Annotated in this window: 18 protein-coding genes and 5 tRNA genes; 2 read left to right on the forward strand and 21 right to left on the reverse strand. The window is 41.8% G+C overall.

Features of this window, described 5'->3' with window-relative positions:
- Positions 1–134 precede the first annotated feature (134 nt).
- The 9 genes from C9I86_RS17630 to leuS form a co-directional block, all read right to left on the reverse strand.
- Complete coding sequence (locus C9I86_RS17630; RefSeq protein WP_080158124.1) at positions 135–1,307, reverse strand: serine hydrolase; 1,173 nt, start codon at positions 1,305–1,307, stop codon at positions 135–137.
- Positions 1,308–1,536: 229 nt separating this feature from the next.
- Positions 1,537–2,427 (reverse strand): septal ring lytic transglycosylase RlpA family protein, encoded by an 891-nt coding sequence (locus C9I86_RS17635; protein ID WP_080158123.1) that lies wholly within the window; start codon positions 2,425–2,427, stop codon positions 1,537–1,539.
- A 3-nt stretch (positions 2,428–2,430) separates the two neighbouring features.
- Complete coding sequence (gene rodA, locus C9I86_RS17640) at positions 2,431–3,552, reverse strand: rod shape-determining protein RodA (protein ID WP_080158122.1); 1,122 nt, start codon at positions 3,550–3,552, stop codon at positions 2,431–2,433.
- Positions 3,552–5,507 (reverse strand): penicillin-binding protein 2, encoded by a 1,956-nt coding sequence (gene mrdA / locus C9I86_RS17645; RefSeq protein ID WP_107277082.1) that lies wholly within the window; start codon positions 5,505–5,507, stop codon positions 3,552–3,554. The genes rodA and mrdA overlap by 1 nt, the downstream gene beginning before the upstream one ends.
- 6 nt (positions 5,508–5,513) lie before the next feature.
- Positions 5,514–5,984 carry a 23S rRNA (pseudouridine(1915)-N(3))-methyltransferase RlmH gene (gene rlmH, locus C9I86_RS17650; protein ID WP_061000179.1) on the reverse strand — a complete coding sequence of 157 codons (471 nt, stop codon included), beginning with the start codon at positions 5,982–5,984 and terminating at the stop codon, positions 5,514–5,516.
- Between the two features lie 6 nt (positions 5,985–5,990).
- Entirely contained in the window at positions 5,991–6,308 is a 318-nt protein-coding gene (gene rsfS / locus C9I86_RS17655) for a ribosome silencing factor (RefSeq protein WP_107277083.1), read from the reverse strand.
- A gap of 222 nt (positions 6,309–6,530) precedes the next feature.
- On the reverse strand, positions 6,531–7,559 hold the full coding sequence (gene holA / locus C9I86_RS17660; RefSeq protein ID WP_107277084.1) for a DNA polymerase III subunit delta: 1,029 nt from the start codon (positions 7,557–7,559) through the stop codon (positions 6,531–6,533).
- Positions 7,556–8,209, reverse strand: coding sequence for an LPS assembly lipoprotein LptE (lptE, locus tag C9I86_RS17665; protein ID WP_107277085.1), 654 nt, complete (start codon positions 8,207–8,209; stop codon positions 7,556–7,558). Before lptE ends, holA begins: the two co-directional genes overlap by 4 nt.
- A 141-nt stretch (positions 8,210–8,350) precedes the next feature.
- Positions 8,351–10,924, reverse strand: coding sequence for a leucine--tRNA ligase (gene leuS, locus C9I86_RS17670; protein ID WP_080158117.1), 2,574 nt, complete (start codon positions 10,922–10,924; stop codon positions 8,351–8,353).
- Between the two features lie 169 nt (positions 10,925–11,093).
- On the opposite strand from leuS, the gene C9I86_RS17675 reads away from it, so the two are divergent.
- Entirely contained in the window at positions 11,094–11,663 is a 570-nt protein-coding gene (locus tag C9I86_RS17675; protein ID WP_107277086.1) for a hypothetical protein, read from the forward strand.
- Positions 11,664–11,747: 84 nt separating this feature from the next.
- Here the strand turns inward: C9I86_RS17675 and C9I86_RS17680 are convergent, their stop codons facing one another.
- The 7 genes from C9I86_RS17680 to mtgA form a co-directional block, all read right to left on the reverse strand.
- Positions 11,748–12,500: a lipid-binding SYLF domain-containing protein gene (locus tag C9I86_RS17680; RefSeq protein ID WP_080158115.1), complete on the reverse strand. Its 753-nt coding sequence runs from the start codon at positions 12,498–12,500 to the stop codon at positions 11,748–11,750.
- Between the two features lie 123 nt (positions 12,501–12,623).
- Positions 12,624–14,177 carry an apolipoprotein N-acyltransferase gene (lnt, locus tag C9I86_RS17685; protein WP_080158174.1) on the reverse strand — a complete coding sequence of 518 codons (1,554 nt, stop codon included), beginning with the start codon at positions 14,175–14,177 and terminating at the stop codon, positions 12,624–12,626.
- Positions 14,178–14,180: 3 nt separating this feature from the next.
- Complete coding sequence (gene corC, locus C9I86_RS17690; RefSeq protein WP_080158114.1) at positions 14,181–15,053, reverse strand: CNNM family magnesium/cobalt transport protein CorC; 873 nt, start codon at positions 15,051–15,053, stop codon at positions 14,181–14,183.
- 82 nt (positions 15,054–15,135) lie between these two features.
- Positions 15,136–15,597, reverse strand: coding sequence for an rRNA maturation RNase YbeY (gene ybeY, locus C9I86_RS17695; protein WP_080158113.1), 462 nt, complete (start codon positions 15,595–15,597; stop codon positions 15,136–15,138).
- Positions 15,597–16,694 (reverse strand): PhoH family protein, encoded by a 1,098-nt coding sequence (locus C9I86_RS17700; protein ID WP_080158112.1) that lies wholly within the window; start codon positions 16,692–16,694, stop codon positions 15,597–15,599. Before C9I86_RS17700 ends, ybeY begins: the two co-directional genes overlap by 1 nt.
- A 112-nt stretch (positions 16,695–16,806) precedes the next feature.
- Complete coding sequence (gene miaB / locus C9I86_RS17705; RefSeq protein ID WP_080175897.1) at positions 16,807–18,234, reverse strand: tRNA (N6-isopentenyl adenosine(37)-C2)-methylthiotransferase MiaB; 1,428 nt, start codon at positions 18,232–18,234, stop codon at positions 16,807–16,809.
- Between the two features lie 168 nt (positions 18,235–18,402).
- Positions 18,403–19,131 (reverse strand): monofunctional biosynthetic peptidoglycan transglycosylase, encoded by a 729-nt coding sequence (gene mtgA, locus C9I86_RS17710; RefSeq protein ID WP_107277087.1) that lies wholly within the window; start codon positions 19,129–19,131, stop codon positions 18,403–18,405.
- Between the two features lie 169 nt (positions 19,132–19,300).
- Between mtgA and C9I86_RS17715 the strand changes: the two genes are divergently transcribed.
- Positions 19,301–20,461 (forward strand): 2-octaprenyl-3-methyl-6-methoxy-1,4-benzoquinol hydroxylase, encoded by a 1,161-nt coding sequence (locus C9I86_RS17715; RefSeq protein WP_107277088.1) that lies wholly within the window; start codon positions 19,301–19,303, stop codon positions 20,459–20,461.
- A 162-nt stretch (positions 20,462–20,623) separates the two neighbouring features.
- Here C9I86_RS17715 and C9I86_RS17720 read toward each other — a convergent pair.
- The 5 genes from C9I86_RS17720 to C9I86_RS17740 form a co-directional block, all read right to left on the reverse strand.
- A tRNA-Leu gene (locus C9I86_RS17720) sits at positions 20,624–20,708 on the reverse strand.
- Between the two features lie 34 nt (positions 20,709–20,742).
- A tRNA-Met gene (locus C9I86_RS17725) sits at positions 20,743–20,819 on the reverse strand.
- 38 nt (positions 20,820–20,857) lie between these two features.
- Positions 20,858–20,932 (reverse strand) — tRNA-Gln (locus tag C9I86_RS17730).
- A gap of 41 nt (positions 20,933–20,973) precedes the next feature.
- Positions 20,974–21,058, reverse strand: a tRNA-Leu gene (locus C9I86_RS17735).
- A gap of 81 nt (positions 21,059–21,139) precedes the next feature.
- A tRNA-Leu gene (locus C9I86_RS17740) sits at positions 21,140–21,224 on the reverse strand.
- Positions 21,225–21,258 lie beyond the last annotated feature (34 nt).

Raw genomic sequence — 21,258 nt, forward strand, 5'->3', positions numbered from 1 at the left:
TCTTAATGCGTCAGTAGTTGGAAAACAAGGTTGTGATTATCTTGGTTATTGGAAAATGTGTATGCAAGCTTGAAAAGCAAAAGAAGCCGCCATTGGCCGCTTCTTTTATGAGTGTTTTTGCTTGCAATTAAGCTTTAGAACCAGCTTTGTACCAGCATTGTTACATAATCAACTAAGCGGCTAAAAAAGTTGCCTTGTTTTACTTCAGTAAGTGCCACTAAAGGGTATTGAGCAATATCAGTATCACCTAGACGGTAATAAAGCGTACCCATTACTTCGCCTTTTTGAATTGGCGCTTTTAATTCTTTAGTTAACACGAAGCTTGCTTTTAAATCTTTTGCTTGGCTACGTGGAATCGTAACGTAAGTATTTTCATTAACACCAAGATCGACTTTATCTGTATCACCCATCCAGACTTTTTCAGTCACAAATGTTTGATCTTTCTTATATGGCGTTAAGGTTGTGAAGAAACGGAAACCATAGGTTAATAGTTTCTTACTTTCAGCAAGACGCGCATGTTTACTTGCTGTTCCCATTACCACTGAAATAAGACGCATGTTGCCTTCAGTGGCAGTACTTACCAAACTGTAACCTGCATTATTAGTATGGCCTGTTTTTAGACCATCAACGTGCATGCTTTGATCCCACAATAAACCATTACGGTTGTATTGCGTGATACCGTTATAAGTAAATGATTTTTCATCGTAGATCTTAAATTCATTGGGTAAATCATGAATAAGCGCACGTGTAAGAATAGAAAGATCATAAGGGGTTGTGTACAAGTCTGGATTATCTAAACCATGAACATTAGTAAAGTGAGTCGATTTCATCTTCAGATTTTTTGCCCAGCTATTCATTAACTCAACGAATGCTTGCTGTGAACCTGCAACATGTTCAGCCATTGCAACACAGGCATCATTACCTGAATCAACAATAATACCGCGGTTAAGATCAGATACTTTTACGGTTTTACCCACTTCTAAGAACATCTTAGAAGAGCCAGGGAAGTTCTTCGCCCAAGCATTTTTACTGATAACGACATTATCGTTGGGAGATATATTGCCATTTTTAATTTCTTGACCAATCACATAGCTGGTCATGATTTTTGTTAGGCTTGCAGGCGCTAATTTTTCATTTTGGTTATGACCAGCAATGATTTTGCCTGAGTTGTAGTCAATAAGAACATAACCTTTAGCCGCAATTTGTGGAGCTTCAGGTACTACTGCTGGTGATGCAGCAACAGTAGCTGAAGCCAGCAGAGTGGCGGAGATGGCTACAGAACGGAAAAGCACAGCTGTTTTCTTCATGATATATTTAACTTTAATTAATCTGTGGCTAAAAAGTGGGCTCACTATAACAGATAACACATTGGCAATCAGTGCCTGAACGGAAGTTTCCAAAGTTCTGACATTAGGGGATTAAGCTCAACATTGAGGCTATTGTTATAGGGTGAGGCCATAAAAAGCCTATAGTTTTATGATTTTAATAAAAAACTATAGGCAATAAGTATGATTATAAAATAACAATAAGGTTCAGTTATCGTTTTTCAGTGATCATGAATGCTTGCGGATAATGTTTATTCTTCACCTGAGCGAGCAATAAATCAGCATCTTTATGATCTAAAAATGGCCCTAATCGAATGCGGAAAACAGCTCGGTTCGCAATTTTTTCAATATCAACACTGGTGCTGTAGCGTTTTTTTACTTCACGTTGCATCTGATCCGCTTTTTGTTGGGTATTCACCGCGGCTAATTGAATAAAATATTGAATTGGAATTGGCGCTTTCTTAATTTCGGCAGTGGTTGATGGCTTCGGAATGGTAAGCACTTCAATTTTTACCGGAGCAGTACCATAGCTGATCACGCCTAATTTAGAAGCGGCTGCCATACTTAAATCAATAATACGGCCATCATGGAATGGACCGCGATCGTTAACGCGAACAATTACTGATTTATGATTTAAGGTATTTGTGACACGGACAAAGCTTGGTAATGGCAGAGTTTTGTGTGCGGCTGTCATCGCAAACATATTATACACTTCACCATTGGCTGTTTTATGGCCATGGAATTTTTCGCCATACCATGAAGCAAATCCAGTTTCGGTATACCCTTTAGGATTCTTAATAATATGGTAGCGTTTACCGCGTAAAGTGTAGTCTTTATTACCACCTCGACTATAAGCTTCGTAATGAGGGGTGACTAATTTTACTTTTGAAAAATCAGGTATGACTGTCGGTGCGCGATCATCCTTAAGAGAATAGCGTCCAGCGTTAGGATCATCAGTGTTTGGTTTGGTGACTTTGACGATTTTAATCACTTTAACAGGTTTAGCGGTTGTATCCGGTTTTGTTTGTGGCTGTTGAGTTTGTTCAGGCGAAGAACTACACCCAGCAAGGATTAGGAAAAAAACTACAAATAGTGAACGCATTTATTAGGTCGCCTTAGACAACATTTTTCTATGAGTGTGGATAGACATCAGAATACCAAAACCAGCCATGAGAGTAACCATTGAGGTACCACCATAACTGACTAAGGGAAGAGGAACACCTACAACAGGTAATAGTCCACTTACCATTCCGATATTAACAAAAATATAAACAAAAAAACTAAGTACAATACTGCCTGCCATCATACGCCCAAACGCGGTCTGAGCACGGCTTGCAAGTAATAATCCTCGCCCCAATACAAACAGATACATTGCGAGTAAACCGATAACACCGGCTAATCCCCATTCTTCGGCGATCACCGCAAAAATGAAGTCAGTATTACGTTCAGGAACAAATTCTAATTGTGATTGAGTACCATGAAGCCAGCCTTTACCAGTGATTCCTCCTGAACCAATAGCTATTTTTGATTGGATTATATGGTATCCCGCTCCTAAAGGATCAGATTCGGGATTAAATAAGGTCATTACGCGAGTACGTTGGTAGTCATGCATTAGGAAGAACCATAACACAGGAATAAAGGCACCGAGTAATACCAATGCACCAATTATCACTCGCCAGCTAATTCCTGACAGAAACAGAACAAATATCCCTGATGCGGCAATCAAAATTGAAGTGCCAAGGTCAGGTTGTTTGGCAATTAAAATCGTTGGTGTGAAAATTAATACCAGTGCAACAAAAATATGGGTAAACGTGGGCGGGAGCGGACGGTTACCAATAAACCGTGCCACCATTAATGGCACTGCAAGTTTGATTAATTCTGATGGTTGAAATCGAATAAAGCCTAAGTTAAGCCAGCGTTGTGCGCCTTTAGATACTTCACCAAAAGAAAGTACGCTAATGAGCAGTATCAGTCCAAGACCAAATAAATAAGGGGCCCATGCTTCATAACGGCGTGGTGCAATTTGGGCAAGAACAAACATGACGCCAAGTGACAGCAGCATTCGCATTGCTTGGCGTTCCATCATCGGCATGCTTTGACCACTGGCACTGTACATGATCACCAATGAGAAACTCATGATGGCTAATAATCCCAATAGCAAGGGGATATCAATATGTAAGCGGTCACTTAGACTTGGCTTTGACCCTGTTGTTGCCATGATGCTCATTAACGTACTTCCGCAGTAGCTTGTGTTGGTGCCGCTAATTGTAAAGGAACCGTGACTGGTGGCTCTATCAGCATATGGTCAAATATTTGTCGAGCTATTGGACCACCATTACTTGAGCCACCGCCGGCATTTTCTAATACCATTGAGACCACCACTTGCGGTTTATCAAACGGTGCAAATGCAGTAAATAGGGCGTGGTCACGTAAATGCTCTTCTAACTCATCAGCGTTATATTTTTGGTTTTCAGCTAAACCAAACACCTGTGCAGATCCTGATTTACCCCCTGCTTGATAAGGGGTGTTGTAAAAGGCTTTACGCGCAGTACCTCGGTGACCATAAAGGACACGGTGCATACCTTCTCGCGCAATTTCCCATGTTTTAGGATCTACACCTGTGATAGGTGGAAAGTTTTCAAATTTAGCCGGTGCTTCGACTTTATCATCAATAATATTTTTCAGCAGGTGCGGACGATGTACTACACCGCTATTTACTAACACCGATGTGGCTTTGGCTATCTGTAATGGTGTTGCCGTCCAATAACCTTGACCGATACCAACAGGAATCGTATCACCTTGATACCATGGGCGTTTGTGGCGAGTTTGTTTCCATTCACGAGTGGGCATATTGGCTTTGCTCTCCTCATGAATATCAATGCCTGTGTATACGCCATAACCAAATTTATTCATCCAGGTTGAAAGACGATCAATACCCAGATCGTAAGCAACTTGATAGAAGTAAGTATCTACTGACTCTTCAATCGCTCTATAGATATTAACGCGACCATGGCCCCAACGTAACCAGTCACGGAATTTACGGCTGGTTGAATTAGGGATTTGCCACCAACCGGGATCGTTACGGGTGGTATTGGGTGTGATCACCCCTTCGGTTAATGCGGCAACGGCAATCAGTGGCTTGACCGTTGATGCGGGTGGATAAATACCCAGCGTAACGCGGTTCACCAATGGACGATCTGGATTATTGAGCAACGCGTTGTATTTTTTACTTGAGATACCGCGAACAAACAAATTTGGATCGTAGCTAGGGCTTGATACCATGGCTAAAATTGCATCATCTTTAGGGTCTAATACAACAATTGAGCCACGTTTATGTTTAATGATCTCTTTGCCTGTAACAGGATCAACTTTATGCTCAATAAGTAAGTTCTGAACATATTGCTGAAGTTTAATATCAATGTTGATCTTGATATCTTTACCTGGAATAGGCGGAATATATTTAAGGGTACGAATAACACGACCGCGGCTGTTGACTTCAACTTCTTGATAGCCAGAGGTACCATGTAATAGTTCTTCGTAGTAACGCTCGATACCGAGTTTACCCATGTCGCGGGTTGCTTTGTAATTACTTAACTTACCTTCTTTATCCAGTTTTTTAAGGTCACGATCGTTAATTTTAGCAACATAACCTAAAACGTGGGTGAGGGTATCACCGTAAGGATAATAGCGTTTTAAGTGTGCTTTTACTTCTACACCAGGCAAGCGATGCTGATTAACAGAAAACAGTGCAACTTGCTTTTCATTGAGGTGATCAAGAATAGGGACTGACTTAAAACGACGGGTACGGCGGCGCTCTTTTTGGAAGTTGGCAATATCTTCGTCAGTGATGCCCATGATCTGTTTAAGATCGGCAAAAGTCTGATCGAGTTCAGAGACTTTTTCTAGGGTGATCTCAAGACTATAAATGGGTCTGTTTTCCGCTAAGATCACGCCATTACGGTCGTAAATTAGGCCGCGATTAGGGGTGACAGGGACAATTTTAATACGATTATCATTTGAGCGGGTTTGATAGTCCTGATGTTGCTCAACCTGAATATGGAACAGATTAAACAGCAGCAGGCCTACAAGTATTGCGATACCAATAAATGAGACAAGAGCTCGACGAAAAAATAATGCCGACTCAGCGCGATGGTCGCGGATCTGGGTTCGCTTTTGTCTCATTTATGATTATTCCCTGTGGTACGGATGGTTAGCCGTGACACTCCATGCACGGTATAAGCTTTCTGCCATTACCACGCGCACCAATGGGTGTGGTAAAGTCAATGGTGATAATGACCAGCTTTGTTCTGCCGCTGCTTTACATGCAGGAGAAAGTCCTTCAGGTCCGCCGATCAAAATTGATACATCGCGTCCGTCTAGTTTCCATGCATCCAATTGTTGTGCCAATTGTCCTGTATCCCAGCGTTTACCGGGAATATCCAGAGTAACAATTCGGTTGCCCTTAGCAACTGCAGCTAACATGGCTTCGCCTTCTTTTTGTAGAATGCGAGGAATATCAGCGTTTTTGCCACGCTTTCCCGCTGAAATTTCAATCAATTCCAGAGGCATATCTTTTGGGAAGCGGCGGCTATATTCTTTATAGCCTTCCTCAACCCATTTTGGCATTTTAGTACCAACAGCAATCAGTTGAAGCTTCATGGTCAATTAGCTCCAAAGCTTCTCCAGTTGGTAAAGCTCACGAGCATCTTCTTGCATGATATGAAGCATAACATCGCCCATATCAACAATAACCCATTGACCTTCTTTTTCGCCACTGATGCCGAAAGGAGGAAAATCAACAAGCTTAGATTCTTTATTTACGTGATCAGCAACAGATGCCACGTGACGGTTAGATGTACCAGTACAAATAACCATAAAATCGGTGATGCTTGATTTACCGCGAACATCAATAGTTACGATATCTTGTGCTTTAATGTCGTCAATTTTATCAACAATGAAATCGTGTAGTTCTTGAACCTGCAAAGGGATTCCCTCACTTGAGTGTTAGTATAGTAGTGGCCGAATGACGCTATAACTAGCATCTATAATGTCAAATAGACATACTGACCATGAATTGTGCCGCAGTATACCATGCTCTTATCAGACAGCGATAAGCGGACAAGGTTCAGACGGTATTTTTTCGCATGTTTGTTGAGTGATTTGCTTCAAACTGGCAAAAAGTCGCAATTTTGACCTGTATTGATATTAATCTCGTGGTTGTAAGTGGGTTGGAATACCGCACATCTCTGCACATAAGCAACTCAAGGCCGACCATGGTTGGGTGTCATAGTCGGTTTTGACTTGAATTTCTACTAACGTTAGTTGATGAATAATCGTTACTAAGGTTGTTAGAGATAGTCGATGTAACGCCCCAATATACATTTCACGGCGGTTTTGCCACACTCTAAATTGTTCAAAGATGAGATTGAGTGGCGTACCTTTTTTACCCATTTCTTGCATTTTATACAGTTGAGTTAATTCTCGCTGTAATGTTCGCAATAAAATAGTCGCTTCAACACCTTCCGCTTGTAATTGACGCAATATGCGTTGGCTTCGTTTCGCTTGCCCGGCTAATAAAGCATCAATTAATTGAAATGGCGTGTAGTGATTATGGCGACTTAATGCTTCTTGTAATCGTACGATGGTGAGAATGCCATCGGGATACAATAGTACTAATTTATGCAAACTTTGCGATAGCGCCAGTAAATTACCCTCATGCCATTGCGCGAGCATTTGTACCGATTCATGATCGGGCTTTAAACCTAATAACTGACAACGACCTTGAATAAAACGCGGCATTTGACGTGGGTCTGGAGTATTACAAGGCACATACAGGCCGATACTATCCAGCGCTTTAAACCATTTGGTGCTTTCTTGTTTTTTATTGATTCTAGGACCGGTAAGGATCAATAAAATATCAGGATTTAGCGCCGTTATCACTTCGAGTAATGCTTTAGATTGATTGGCATTTAATCCAGTTTCAGCAATTTCAAGCTCGATAATTTGTTGTGCTGAAAATAAGCTCATGGCATTGCAGCAATCTAATACTGCATTCCAATCAAGACTATTATCGATAGTAAAACTATGTCGTTCAAGAAAGCCTTGTTGATGGGCGATATGCTTTATGTTATCGCTCGCTTCTTGTTTTAATAATAGTTCATTACCAAACAACAAATAAGCCTGACGCAGGCCTTTTGTTAGCTGCTGCGTCAGTTGTTCAGGGTAGACTCTCATTGGGCGTTATTATCTTGTTTTTTATGTATTATCGCAGGTGTTGTGGTGATAGTGGTTGTACTACCATCTTTAATCGATACTTTTTGATTATGCAATATTTGGTCTAATTCAGCGTTGAGTTTGTCTTCTTCCATTTTATTAAACACTGTGGTCAGACGCGCCAGTTTACGCATGATTTGTTGTGCTGCTTGTTCACGCATCACATTGACTAATTCATCACGTTCTACTGATTTTGCAAGTGCTGAAAGTGGGTTATCTAGGAAAGTACGGGTGACTTTAGTACTAAACTGTTCAATGCCTTGATTAGGAATTGTCACAGTGTAGTTAACCGTTAACGTTAAATCGTATTCTGCTTTACCGTTATTTTGATATAGCGATAACGTACTGTCGCCAGTTGATTCACTGGTGATATTAAGATTTGGTACGGTTGCTGCTGGTTTTACTTCTTCAATACCATGCAGTTTAAATTGGTATTTTACCATACGGGTTAATTGGCCGTAGGGGTCAAAACTGGTTAACGATAGCTTGGCAATGCCTTCTGGTAGCATGTAGTTACCACGAAGATGAAAGCCGCAAGAAGCTGTTGTAAGCGCGAGAAGAGTGATGATAAGTAGTCGAGTTAGTCTGTTGGCCGAGAAAAAACTTTTCACGAAAGTCAGCTCCTTGAAAGAAAAGAAGGTGCGCTGGGCGCAAAATTAAATATGACCATAATTATAAAGATCCCCGCAGAAGCGGGGATCTTTAAGGCACTTGTCTTTATTAGGCTTGCTAACAAAGCAAAGTAACCTTGATTAGTTTGCTACGATGTTTAGCAGTTTACCTGGTACATAAATAACTTTACGTACTGTGTTGCCATCAGTGAAGCGAGTTACGCCATCATCAGCCATTGCTAACGCTTCTACCTGCTCTTTGGTTGCGTCTGCCGCTACCGTTAATTTAGCACGTAGTTTACCGTTAACTTGTACAATGATCAGTTTTTCATCTTCAACTAATGCTGCTGCATCAGCTTGTGGCCATACTGCATGGTCAATGTCTGTTTGACCCAGTGCTTGCCACATTTCAAAACAGATATGCGGTGTCATTGGGTAAAGCATAGTAACAATAGCTTTTAGTGCTTCATCAAGAATAGCACGATCTTGTGCTGATTCTTGTGGCGCTTTCGCTAACTTGTTCATTAATTCCATGATTGCAGCAATGGCGGTATTGAATGTCTGACGACGACCAATATCATCACTTACTTTAGCAATGGTTTTATGAATGTCACGGCGAAGTGCTTTTTGATTGCTGTTTAGTGCTGCTGTATCTACTGATTCAGCTTCACCTTTTTCAGCATGCTCACGCACAAGTTTCCATACACGTTTAAGGAAGCGGTTTGCACCTTCAACGCCAGATTCTTGCCATTCCAGCGTCATATCAGCCGGTGATGCGAACATCATAAATAGACGTACGGTATCTGCACCGTATTTGTCTACCATTTCTTGTGGGTCGATACCGTTGTTTTTAGACTTAGACATTTTGATCATGCCTGAGTGTTCAACATTATGGCCTTTAGAATCAACCGCTGTTGTGATACGGCCTTTGCCATCACGTTCAACCGTTACATCTGTTGGCGCAACCCACTCTTTACCACCTTTATCTGTGGTGTAGAAGAACGCATCTGCTAATACCATGCCTTGACATAGTAGTTGCTTAAACGGTTCGTCAGAGGTTACGTAACCTGCATCACGTAGCAATTTGTGGAAGAAACGTGAGTACAATAGGTGCATACAAGCGTGTTCAATACCACCAACATATTGATCAACAGGTAGCCAGTAATTCGCCTTCGCAGGATCTAAAATATCATCTGCTTGTGGTGAACAGTAACGTGCGTAGTACCAAGATGACTCCATGAAGGTGTCAAAGGTATCTGTTTCACGTAGTGCTGGTTCGCCGTTAAAGGTAGTTTTAGCCCACTCTAGATCCGCTTTGATAGGGCTTGTTACGCCATCCATTACCACGTCTTCTGGAAGAATAACCGGTAGTTGATCGGCAGCAACAGGATGTACTTGACCATCTTCAGTCGTTACCATTGGGATTGGTGCACCCCAGTAACGCTGACGTGAAACACCCCAGTCACGAAGACGGAAGTTAACCGTCTTCTTGCCTTTACCTTCCGTTTCAAGTTTTGCTGCAATGGCATCAAACGCTTGTTGGAAGTTTAGGCCGTCAAATTCACCAGAATTAAACAACATACCTTTGTCAGTGAATGCAGCTTCAGAGATATCAAATTCGCTACCGTCTTCTGGCTTAATAACTGCCATGATGTCGATGTTATATTTGGTTGCAAATTCAAAGTCACGTTGATCGTGAGCTGGAACCGCCATTACAGCACCTGTGCCGTAATCCATTAATACGAAGTTAGCAACGTAGACAGGTACTTCACGACCATCTAATGGGTGGATAGCAGTAAAGCCGGTATCCATGCCTTTCTTTTCCATTGTTGCCAGTTCAGCTTCAGCAACTTTGGTGTTACGGCACTCATCGATAAATGTTGCTAGGGCTGGGTTGTTTTCAGCCGCTTTTGCAGCCAGAGGGTGACCAGCTGCAATGCTAACAAATGTCACACCCATTAGGGTATCTGGACGGGTGGTGTAAACTTCTAAATCGTTTTGACCTTTAACGTTAAACGTTAATTCAACACCTTCAGAACGGCCGATCCAGTTACGCTGCATGGTTTTCACCATTTCAGGCCAACCATCAAGGGTATCAAGATCGTCAAGTAGCTCTTGTGCGTACTCAGTAATTTTAATGAACCACTGTGGAATCTCTTTTTGTTCAACAGGGGTATCACAACGCCAGCAACAACCGTCTTCTACTTGCTCATTCGCAAGTACAGTTTGGTCGTTAGGACACCAGTTCACAGAAGATGTCTTCTTGTAAACTAGGCCTTTGTTATACAGTTTAGTGAAGAACTCTTGTTCCCAACGGTAGTACTCAGGAGTACAGGTTGCGAATTCACGGCTCCAATCGTAACCAAAACCTAATAGTTTAAGTTGGTTCTTCATGTACTCAATGTTTTCGTATGTCCAAGGCGCAGGTGCAGTATTATTTTTTACTGCTGCGTTCTCTGCTGGCAGGCCAAATGCATCCCAACCAATTGGCTGCATAACATTTTTGCCTTGTAAGCGCTGGTAGCGAGAGATAACATCACCGATAGTGTAGTTACGCACGTGACCCATGTGCAAGCGACCACTTGGGTACGGGAACATGGAGAGACAGTAGAATTTTTCTTTATTAGGGTCTTCACTAACAACAAAGGTCTTATTGTTATCCCAATGTTCTTGAACTTTTTGTTCAATGTCCTGTGGACGATATTGTTCTTGCATCGATGACATCCAGAATTTTGTGAGTTTAATACAAACACATTCATTGTAATCGACATAGGATAACCAAAGGTAAAGGTGTCAACAATAGCTGATAGCGATTCGGCGACCTTAATCTTACATTTGGCCGTAATTACGTAATTATTTCGCACATTGGCGGAGGATTAATCCCATGACTCAGCAACAAAAGCATTATGAAGCGGTATTAGAAAAAGTAACTGAAGCGCTTAAGCATAGTCCAGAAGAGCTAAAGAAGTTTTTTAGAATAACTGAGCTTTACGGTAAAGCTGCCAGTGATATGACCAAAGATGAGCTTGCATTGATCGAAGCGTACATCAAAAGTGATCTTAAAACGACCGAGCTTTATGGTAAAGCGGCCAGCGATATGACTAAAGATGAATTGTCATTAGTTGAAGCTTATGTCAAAAGCGATCTAAAAACTTTTACGGAAGAAGTGAAAAATAGCTCAGAGCCTTTCAGTGAAAGTCCATTTTATAAGTTAGTCAGTGAAAGTATTTGGAAAAATTTAGCAGAGATCACAGATAAAACACAATTAGAGTGGATTGAAGTGATGGATGATATTCAGCATAAAGGTGTTTATCAGGCGGGTGAGCTTGTTGGTTTGGGTAATCTTGTGTGTGAACAATGTGGCCATACAGAAATGATCACTCATGTAACGCGCATTGCACCATGTGTGAAGTGTGGCTGCAAGCATTTCACGCGTTTGCCTTTAAATCCATAACTAACTCGAAACGTTATTTTAAAATGAACTAAAACGCAGCCATATAGGGCTGCGTTTTTTATTGCTCAAGACCTAGCTATTTAATTAATAGTCTGGTTTTTCAATGATATCAACGACAACAGCAGAGTTTGCCGGTTTAATCGTATCGGCTGGCTTTTGCATCGGTTGTGAACGTTGTGGTTGAGGCACAGTAGGTGACTGCTTATATTCCTTGTTAAATGTTGGCAGAACATCATTGTAGCCTTTGATCTGGCGAGTTGCGGCTGTCATTGGCTCGTAAGTGAACTTTTGACCTGCTAATGATGCTTCAATCATCGCGCCACCTTTAGCGCGGGTGAAGATAGCAACACCATTAATGTAGCTTTGGGTCATGTAGTCACTACCGGCATTCATTCCTGCACCTGCGGTACCTATTTTAGCTGAGGCACCTTCTGTTAAGGCAACCGCTGACGCTTGAGCATCTAATTCTAATCCACCATCAATAAAACGATCGTAAGCGCGTTTATCTTGGAAGAATAAAATTTCACTAAAGGCTTGGCCACCAAATTGGAGTCCGATAGACACTTGATAAAGCTTAGCAAATCCCATTGCTTGATTGGCTTTAAATACTACGCCAGAACCATAAGCACCACCAATCCAAAAGCCCCCTTTACCTACCGATGGAAACACGGCATACCCATAAGCAGAATGGAAAAAAGGTTGTGTTTGTGGGGATTTGTAAAAAAGAGCTAATGCGTCTTTGGTGTCATTTTGTTGTTCTTGAGCAAGTGCTTGTGTTGAGATTATCAACATTAATAATGAACACAAAGTTGTAAAAATTTTATGTGTCGTTTTCATCTATCGTTCCTTATCTCGCCGCGGGTGGTTAATGTCTGCGGAATTGCGGTTGTTATTAGCCAATGAAAGTACAATAAACTAACCGTAAAAAAAAAGGTGAAGTTATTAGCTTCACCTTATAGTTTATTCTGTTTCCGTTGGAGGTAAGTCACGGAAATGTCCGCGTTTACGTCGAACAAGTAGCCAAGATAACGCTAACGCCCATAAACAGTAACCGTATAATGGCCAGCTGCCTAAAGTGGTATACGGTGTCATTCCAATGGTTGGGATCACTTTATCTTTTAAAACACCTGTTACAAATTGTGGTAATTCTTTGGTGATGTGACCATTATGGTCAACCACGGCAGTAATACCAGTATTTGTGCCACGTAATAACGGCTTACCAAACTCAAGCGCCCGCATTTGGGCTATTTCCATATGTTGGAAGGGCCCGATTGAGCGCCCAAACCAAGCATCATTAGAAAGCGTGAGCAGTAACTCGGTTTTTTTGGTGATGTTTTCACGAATTTGCTCACCAAACGCAATCTCATAACACAAAGCCGGTGCAATTGAATAACCATGCGCTTGAATATTTGGTTGAATATAAGCGCCACGACTAAATGATGACATCGGTAGGTTAAAGAACGGTGCTAATGGACGTAGAATGCTCGCAAACGGTACAAATTCACCAAAAGGTAACAGATGATGCTTAGTATAACGCGTGGCTGTATTGTAGTTATACGGCCCATCTGCATCGACACCCAGTGTCAATATATTATTGAAAAACTCACCATCGGCTTTTTGATCTAAAATACCTGTAATCACCGTGCTGTTATTGGCACGTGCTGCAGCATCAAGATTCTGCAAGAAGGTCGGAATATCTTCTTCAAGCGCTGGAATAGCAGCTTCTGGCCATATAATTAAATCTGAACCCCAATTATCACGGGTGAGATCCATGTATTTCATCAAGGTTGGCCAGCGATGACTAGGTAACCACTTTTCTTCTTGTGAAATATTACCTTGAATTAAAGCAACGCTGACACTGTGCTTAGGATCGGGTTTTACCCACTGCGGAATACCCGCTAATACGGCTAATATTACCACTAACACCGCAACCATGAATGGACGCCAGTTACGGTAGTAGAGGGTCGCAGTAATCGATCCCGAGATGAGCACTAATGCGAGGGTGATCCCTTCGACACCAAAAATGGGTGCAAAGTGTGCCAATGGCGTATTAAGCTGGCTGTATCCCATCCATAGCCAAGGAAAGCCAGTAAAGAGCCAACCACGGATCCAATCAAGTACCAACCAAATAACAGGGCCAGATAGCAGTAATTGGTGCAAAGGACGTTGGCGGTTAAAGCGATTAAATAAATAGCCAAATAACGCTGGATATAACGCTAAATAGCTAATTAATAAAAACATTAAGAACATGCTGGCAATTTTAGGCATACCACCAAAGGTATCAATGCTGACATGTACCCAGCTGATACCGGTACCAAACATGCCTAGACCATAAAAAAAGCCAATCAGTGCTGAACGTTTAGGAGATTGTTTCTGTAATAAAAGGAAAAACAGAATCAGTGTTAATGGGGCGATAAATGCGTAGTCATAAGGAGCAAAAGACAAGGTTGCAATCGCACCCGCAGGGACAGCTGCAAGCAACTGTCCCAATGAGATGAGTGTTTTTTTTGTCATCATTTACGGAGTAATGGTAGGTTGAAATGCTTCGTCCGGTACAGTTACTTGTAACTGGATAACACGGCGGTTATCAGACGAGGTCACTTTAAAAGAATAACCATTAACTTCAACAACTTCACCGCGTGATGGCAGGTGACCAAAACTCATCATAACTAAGCCGCCGACAGTATCGACTTCTTCGTCACAAAATGAGGTATGGAACAGTTCATTGAAATCTTCAATGGTTGTTAGGGCTTTGACCGCGTAAGTATGCTTACTTAATTGACGAACTTCTTGCTCTTCTTCGTCGTCGAATTCATCTTCGATTTCGCCAACAATTTGCTCAAGAATGTCTTCAATAGTGATAACACCAGATACACCACCAAACTCATCAACCACAATTGCCATGTGGTAACGCTCTTCGCGGAATTCTTTTAATAGTCGATCAACGCGCTTACTTTCTGGCACTACAACGGCAGGACGTAATACTTTGTCGATATCAAAAGGTTCACTATCAGGCAATAAATAACGCAGTAAGTCTTTGGCTAATAGAATGCCTTCAACATGGTCTTTATCATCACTGATAACAGGGTAGCGAGAGTGCTGAGCTTCAACAATTAAATCAATAAGATCTTCTAGCTTCTGAGAACGCTCGATAGTTGTCATTTGTGAACGTGGGATCATAATGTCACGTACACGCATTTCAGCAATTTCCATTACACCTTCAAGCATGTCTCGAGTGTCATGGTCTATCAAATCGTTTTCTTCCGAATCACGGAATACTTCAACTAATTCTTCACGGTTTTGTGGTTCGCCTTGGAAAAATTGGCCAATACGTTCAAAGAAGGATTTTCTACTCGGACCTTCAGTTGTTGGAGAGTTATCTTCGTTCATTATTTACTTTATCAACTAAGTGGACATTGCCACGGAAATGCGGCTTGGTTTAGTAAGCCGCGGAATATTCGTTGGTATGTTACTACTTTTCAGAAATGTAAGGGTCGACAAAATCCATGTTTTGCATTATTTCAGTCTCTAATGCTTCCATTTCTTCTGCTTCATCATCTTCGATATGATCATAACCTAGCAGATGCAGACTGCCGTGTACAACCATATGTGCCCAATGTGCATTAAGCGGTTTTTGTTGCTCAATGGCTTCCGCTTCGACAACTTGACGACAAATAATTAAATCGCCAAGTAAATTCATTTCGATTTCAGGTGGCGCTTCAAATGGAAATGAAAGTACGTTTGTTGGTCGATCTTTGCCACGGTACTCAAGGTTGAGTGCATGACTTTCTTGCTCGTCAACTAATCGAATAGTGACTTCAGCATCGGCCTGAAATGGGATGACTGCGGCATTTAGCCATTGTTGAAATTCAGCTTCAGTCGGTAATCCAGTTTCGTCTGCTGTTGCAAGTTGTAGATCAAGATAAATCGCCATTAGTTACTCTTTTGTGATTCAATTTTAGCGGCAGTCGCAACGGCGAATAAGGCGGCGTCTTTGGCGTCTTGTTCTGTACGACGACGTTGTTCTGCTTGTTTACGTTGTTTTTGATCTTCACTTTCCCAAACTTCATAAGCTTGAACAATGCGAGCTACAACAGGGTGGCGCACAACGTCATTGGCTAAGAAAAAGTTAAAGCTAATATCTTCAACATTCGATAATACTTCAACCGCATGACGTAAACCTGAACGTGCGCCACGTGGTAAATCGATTTGAGTGACATCGCCGGTGATCACGGCGCGAGAATTAAAGCCAATACGAGTTAAGAACATTTTCATTTGTTCAACAGTAGTATTTTGGCTTTCATCTAAAATAATAAAGGCATCGTTCAGTGTTCGACCACGCATATAAGCCAATGGTGCGACTTCAATCACATTACGCTCAATCAGTTTTTCTACCCGTTCAAAACCGAGCATTTCAAATAAAGCATCATAAAGTGGGCGTAGGTATGGGTCGACTTTCTGGCTTAAATCACCGGGTAAGAAGCCTAACTTTTCACCAGCCTCAACCGCGGGACGAGTTAGCAGAATACGGCGCACTTCTTGGCGCTCAAGCGCATCAACGGCGGCGGCAACAGCAAGGTAGGTCTTACCAGTACCCGCAGGGCCAACACCAAAGGTAATATCATGGGTTACGATATTGGCAATGTATTGGGCTTGGTTGGGTGTACGTGGTTTTATGATCCCTTTTTTGGTTTTTATATGGACTTCTTTACCAAAAGGAATACTTGTTTCTACGGTTTGTTCTAGGACGCCAGAAGCTTTGATCGCCAGATGAATATGGTCGGGTTCAATATCTGGAATGTTGTTATGTACGGGAGCCGTATCAACGTATAAATCTTTAATGATATTGGTGGCAATATCAGCAGTGTGTGGTTGACCCACGACGCTAAAGTGGTTGCTGCGATGATTGATTTCAACACCTAAACGACGTTCTAGTTGTTTGATGTTGTCGTCGAAAGGACCACAAAGGCTGGAAAGACGCTGATTATCAGCTGGTTCCAGATCAAATTCTACAGTAATTATCTTGCTCAAGGTTTGCCTCTCATTGAGGTCGCCTAAATGTAGGCGACCATATTTTCAGGGCATGCGACTTACTTTGAATAATAGTGATTACTGCGCGTGATTTGACGGCAGTGAACGACAGTTATTCTGGAGTATATACGCCTACACCTAAATCATCTTCACGGCGCGTTTTTGCCATCATTGCTGCTGGTGACATTGCAACGCGAAGATCCATTTCTGCTTCAGTACGAACAAGTTCGCCACGTAATGAGTTAGTAAATACATCGATGATTTTTACATCAACAAATTGACCAATCAATTCAGCAGAGCCTTCAAAGTTTACAATACGGTTGTTTTCAGTACGACCGCGTAGTTCCATCACATTTTTACGCGATGGACCTTCAACTAAAATACGTTGCTCTGTGCCAAGCATTTGACGAGCATGGCGCATCGCTTGACTATTTAGTTGTTGTTGTAGGGCGTACAGACGCTCTTTCTTCACATCTTCAGTAAGATCACATGGGTAATCTGCTGCTGGCGTACCAGGGCGAGGTGAGAAGATAAAGCTGTAACTAATATCAAAATCGATATCACGAATCAGTTTCATGGTATCTTCGAAATCTTGATCAGATTCACCTGGGAACGCGACAATAAAGTCTGAGCTCATGGTGATATCTGGGCGTACTTTACGTAACTTACGAATTTTTGACTTATATTCAAGTACCGTATGAGGACGCTTCATCATCGTTAGAATACGATCTGAACCACTTTGTACTGGTAGGTGTAAGTAGTTAACCAGCTCAGGGGTATCTTTATAAACGTCAATAATGTCGTCAGTAAATTCAATCGGGTGACTGGTTGTGTAACGTACACGGTCAATACCGTCAATCGCCGCTACTAAACGTAGAAGTTCAGCAAAGCTGGCAAGTTCACCATCATGTGTTGGACCACGGAATGCATTCACGTTTTGGCCAAGCAGGTTAACTTCACGTACACCTTGATCTGCCAGTTGAGCAATTTCAAATAACACGTCATCAATTGGACGGCTAACTTCTTCGCCACGGGTGTAAGGCACTACACAATACGTACAGTATTTAGAACAGCCTTCCATGATAGACACAAATGCTGTTGCGCCGTCTGCACGAGGCTCAGGCAAACTATCGAACTTTTCAATCTCAGGGAATGAAATGTCCATCACGGTTTTTTCATTTGATTGAGAACGTTTAATCATCTCTGGCAAACGGTGTAGGGTTTGTGGACCAAAGATAACATCAACGTAAGGTGCGCGTTTGCGAATAGAATCGCCTTCTTGAGTCGCTACACAGCCACCAACGCCGATCACTAGATCAGGTTTTTTATCTTTTAGTTTTTTCCAACGGCCTAGCTGGTGGAAAACTTTTTCTTGTGCTTTTTCACGGATCGAACAGGTATTAAGTAGCAGAACATCTGCTTCTTCTGGGATTTCTGTTAACTCGAAGCCATTAGCAGCATTAAGAAGATCGGCCATTTTTGATGAATCGTATTCGTTCATCTGGCAGCCCCAGGTTTTAATCAGCAGTTTCTTCGCCATCTCTCTTCGCTCGTAGTGTTGATTCATTACATTCAGATTACGGGCTGACAGGCCGCATTACCGTATGTAAAAGGTAATGCCCTGTAGCAAGCCGCGTATTGTACTGCTTTAAACTCGGTCTGACTAGATCATCACCACCCTGAAAAAAGTGTGGTCTTTTGGAATTGACTAGCGATAGAGATTAAAAGATTTAAAAAGTGATTGTTCATCATAGACCTTATTTAGCGTAACCATACCTAGTTGACGCATTTGTTTACGGATCCATAATGTTCGTTGATAGACATAATTACTCATTGGACTGGCTTTTATTTTATACGGATTAGGTAATACTGCGGCTAGTTGTGCTGCTTGCTGAGCGCTAAGTCGACTCGCTGGAATATGGAAAAAATGCTCACTAGCCGCTTGAACACCATAGATCCCTGGACCAAATTCAATGACGTTTAAGTAGGTTTCTAAAATACGATCTTTGCCCCAAATAACCTCCATCCATAATGCAAAATACAATTCGATGCCTTTACGAATGAAAGAATGGCTGGGAAATAAAAACACATTCTTAGCGGTTTGTTGAGTAATGGTACTGGCTCCTCGGCTAGGGCCGTTTTTACCACTGTGTTCAAGTACAGATAAAGTGGCACTAAGATCGATACCATGATGTTCTGGAAAGGTTTGATCTTCTGAGGCTATCACCGCTAATTGCATATTTTTTGAAATCTTATCCAAATTAACCCATTGATGATGTGTTTGCTTTGGATAACCTTGTGGTGGAAATAGAGTACGGCTAATTTCCCAGCCCCAAAACGGTGGGTTGATAAATTTTAAAATAATGATTAGCACAATAGGCACAATTAACGCGCTTAAAATAAGTTTAATAGTAAAACGTTTAAAGCCTGCCAGCATGGTGGTTGGATTCCTGTCAGCGATGAGAGGGAGTCGCTAATGGGCGATTAGCGATGAATACATTATGGTAGTATCCCAATAACCGTATTTTCTTATACAATCATCTAACACAATGGTTTGAAAGATTATAACCAAATAATAAGCTTGGGCATAATAGGTAGGTAAAGATATGGAACAATATGATGTCATTGTTGCCGGCGGCGGTATGGTGGGCGCTGCTACCGCGATTGGTTTAGCGCAACAAGGGCTAGATGTGGCTGTAATTGAAGGCTATGCACCACAGCCCTTTATGTTAGCCCAAGCGATGGATTTACGTGTTTCGGCTATTTCTCCACGTTCAGTTGCCCTATTAGAACAATTAGGCGCATGGCAATCTGTAATGGCGATGCGTTTATGTCCCTTTAAGCGTCTTGAAACGTGGGAACATTCTGAGTGTCGCACGCGGTTTAATGCCGATGAGATGCATCTGCAGCAATTGGGTTATATTGTTGAAAACCGTGTACTTCAATTAGCGCTATGGCAACAGTTTGAACAATACGACAATATTACTTTATTGTGTCCAGCAACCATGGTGGCAGCAACTGCGATTGATGATGGTTATCAGATTGAATTAGACGATGGCTCACTGCTTAATTGTGGTTTACTCATTGGTGCTGATGGCGCTAACTCTCAAGTACGCCAGCAAGTAAATATTGGTATTACCGCATGGGATTATCGTCAACATTGTATGCTAATTAATATCACGACGGCTTTGCCACAACAGGATATTACTTGGCAGCAGTTCACCCCCGCGGGGCCGCGGTCATTTTTACCTTTGCCTGGTCATCAAGGATCACTTGTTTGGTATGACTCTCCTGCTCGAATTCGTCAATTATCAGCAATGCCTGCCGCGCAATTACAGGCAGAGATCATGGCAACGTTCCCGAGTGAATTAGGCGAGTTTACCGTGCTTAATCATGGTAGCTTTCCCTTAACTCGTCGTCATGCACAAACATACTATAAACCCAATGTGGTGTTATTAGGTGATGCAGCCCACACCATTAATCCATTAGCTGGGCAAGGGGTTAATTTGGGCTTTAAAGATGTTGCTTGTTTAATCGATAAAATCAGCCAAGCTGGTGGTGAGTGGCAACAACCTCACGTTCTGGCTAATTATGAACGTTGTCGTCGGCCTGATAATTTGATTATGCAAACTGGAATGGATTTTTTCTACAGCACGTTTAGTAATAATATTGGGCCATTAAAGTTACTGCGTAATGTTGGATTACGGGCTGCTGATCATACTGGTGTGATAAAAAAACACGTATTGAAGTATGCAATGGGGATATAACGATAGTATTGAATGTCTTTTGTAACGAAAATAAAAACAAAAAGCCGAGTAAAATTAATTACTCGGCTTTTTATTTATTCTTTTATTTGCCGTCGTCATCAATAGAGATGATCACTATATTGCAGATAAAAGAAAACCTACTCAAAGAGTAGGTCTCTAATATGGTGCGGAAGGAGAGACTTGAACTCTCACACCTTACGGCGCTAGAACCTAAATCTAGTGCGTCTACCAATTCCGCCACTTCCGCAAATTTTTATTCTTAACTGTCATCAGAAAAGAAATGGTGGCTACGACGGGATTCGAACCTGTGACCCCATCATTATGAGTGATGTGCTCTAACCAACTGAGCTACGTAGCCAACATAGAGTACTGAAATAAATCAATATTCTTAAAGAGTGGCAGGTCTACCTGGATTCGAACCAGGGTATGACGGCATCAAAAGCCGTTGCCTTACCGCTTGGCGATAGACCTACAATGCTTATTTTCATAAGACTTTTCACAAACTAGAGATATGGTGCGGAAGGAGAGACTTGAACTCTCACACCTTGCGGCGCTAGAACCTAAATCTAGTGCGTCTACCAATTCCGCCACTTCCGCATATTGTCAGTTATAAATAACCGTATTTCTCTAGTGTATTGTTTAAATCAGTAATTGGTAAAAAGCCGATTTAAAGAATAATGGTGCGGAAGGAGAGACTTGAACTCTCACACCTTACGGCGCTAGAACCTAAATCTAGTGCGTCTACCAATTCCGCCACTTCCGCAATGATTAACTGTCGCAACAATTAATCTAAATAT

It is taken from the genome of Photobacterium sp. NCIMB 13483, assembly GCF_003025475.1.
In the GTDB taxonomy this organism is placed as follows: Bacteria; Pseudomonadota; Gammaproteobacteria; order Enterobacterales; family Vibrionaceae; genus Photobacterium; species Photobacterium piscicola.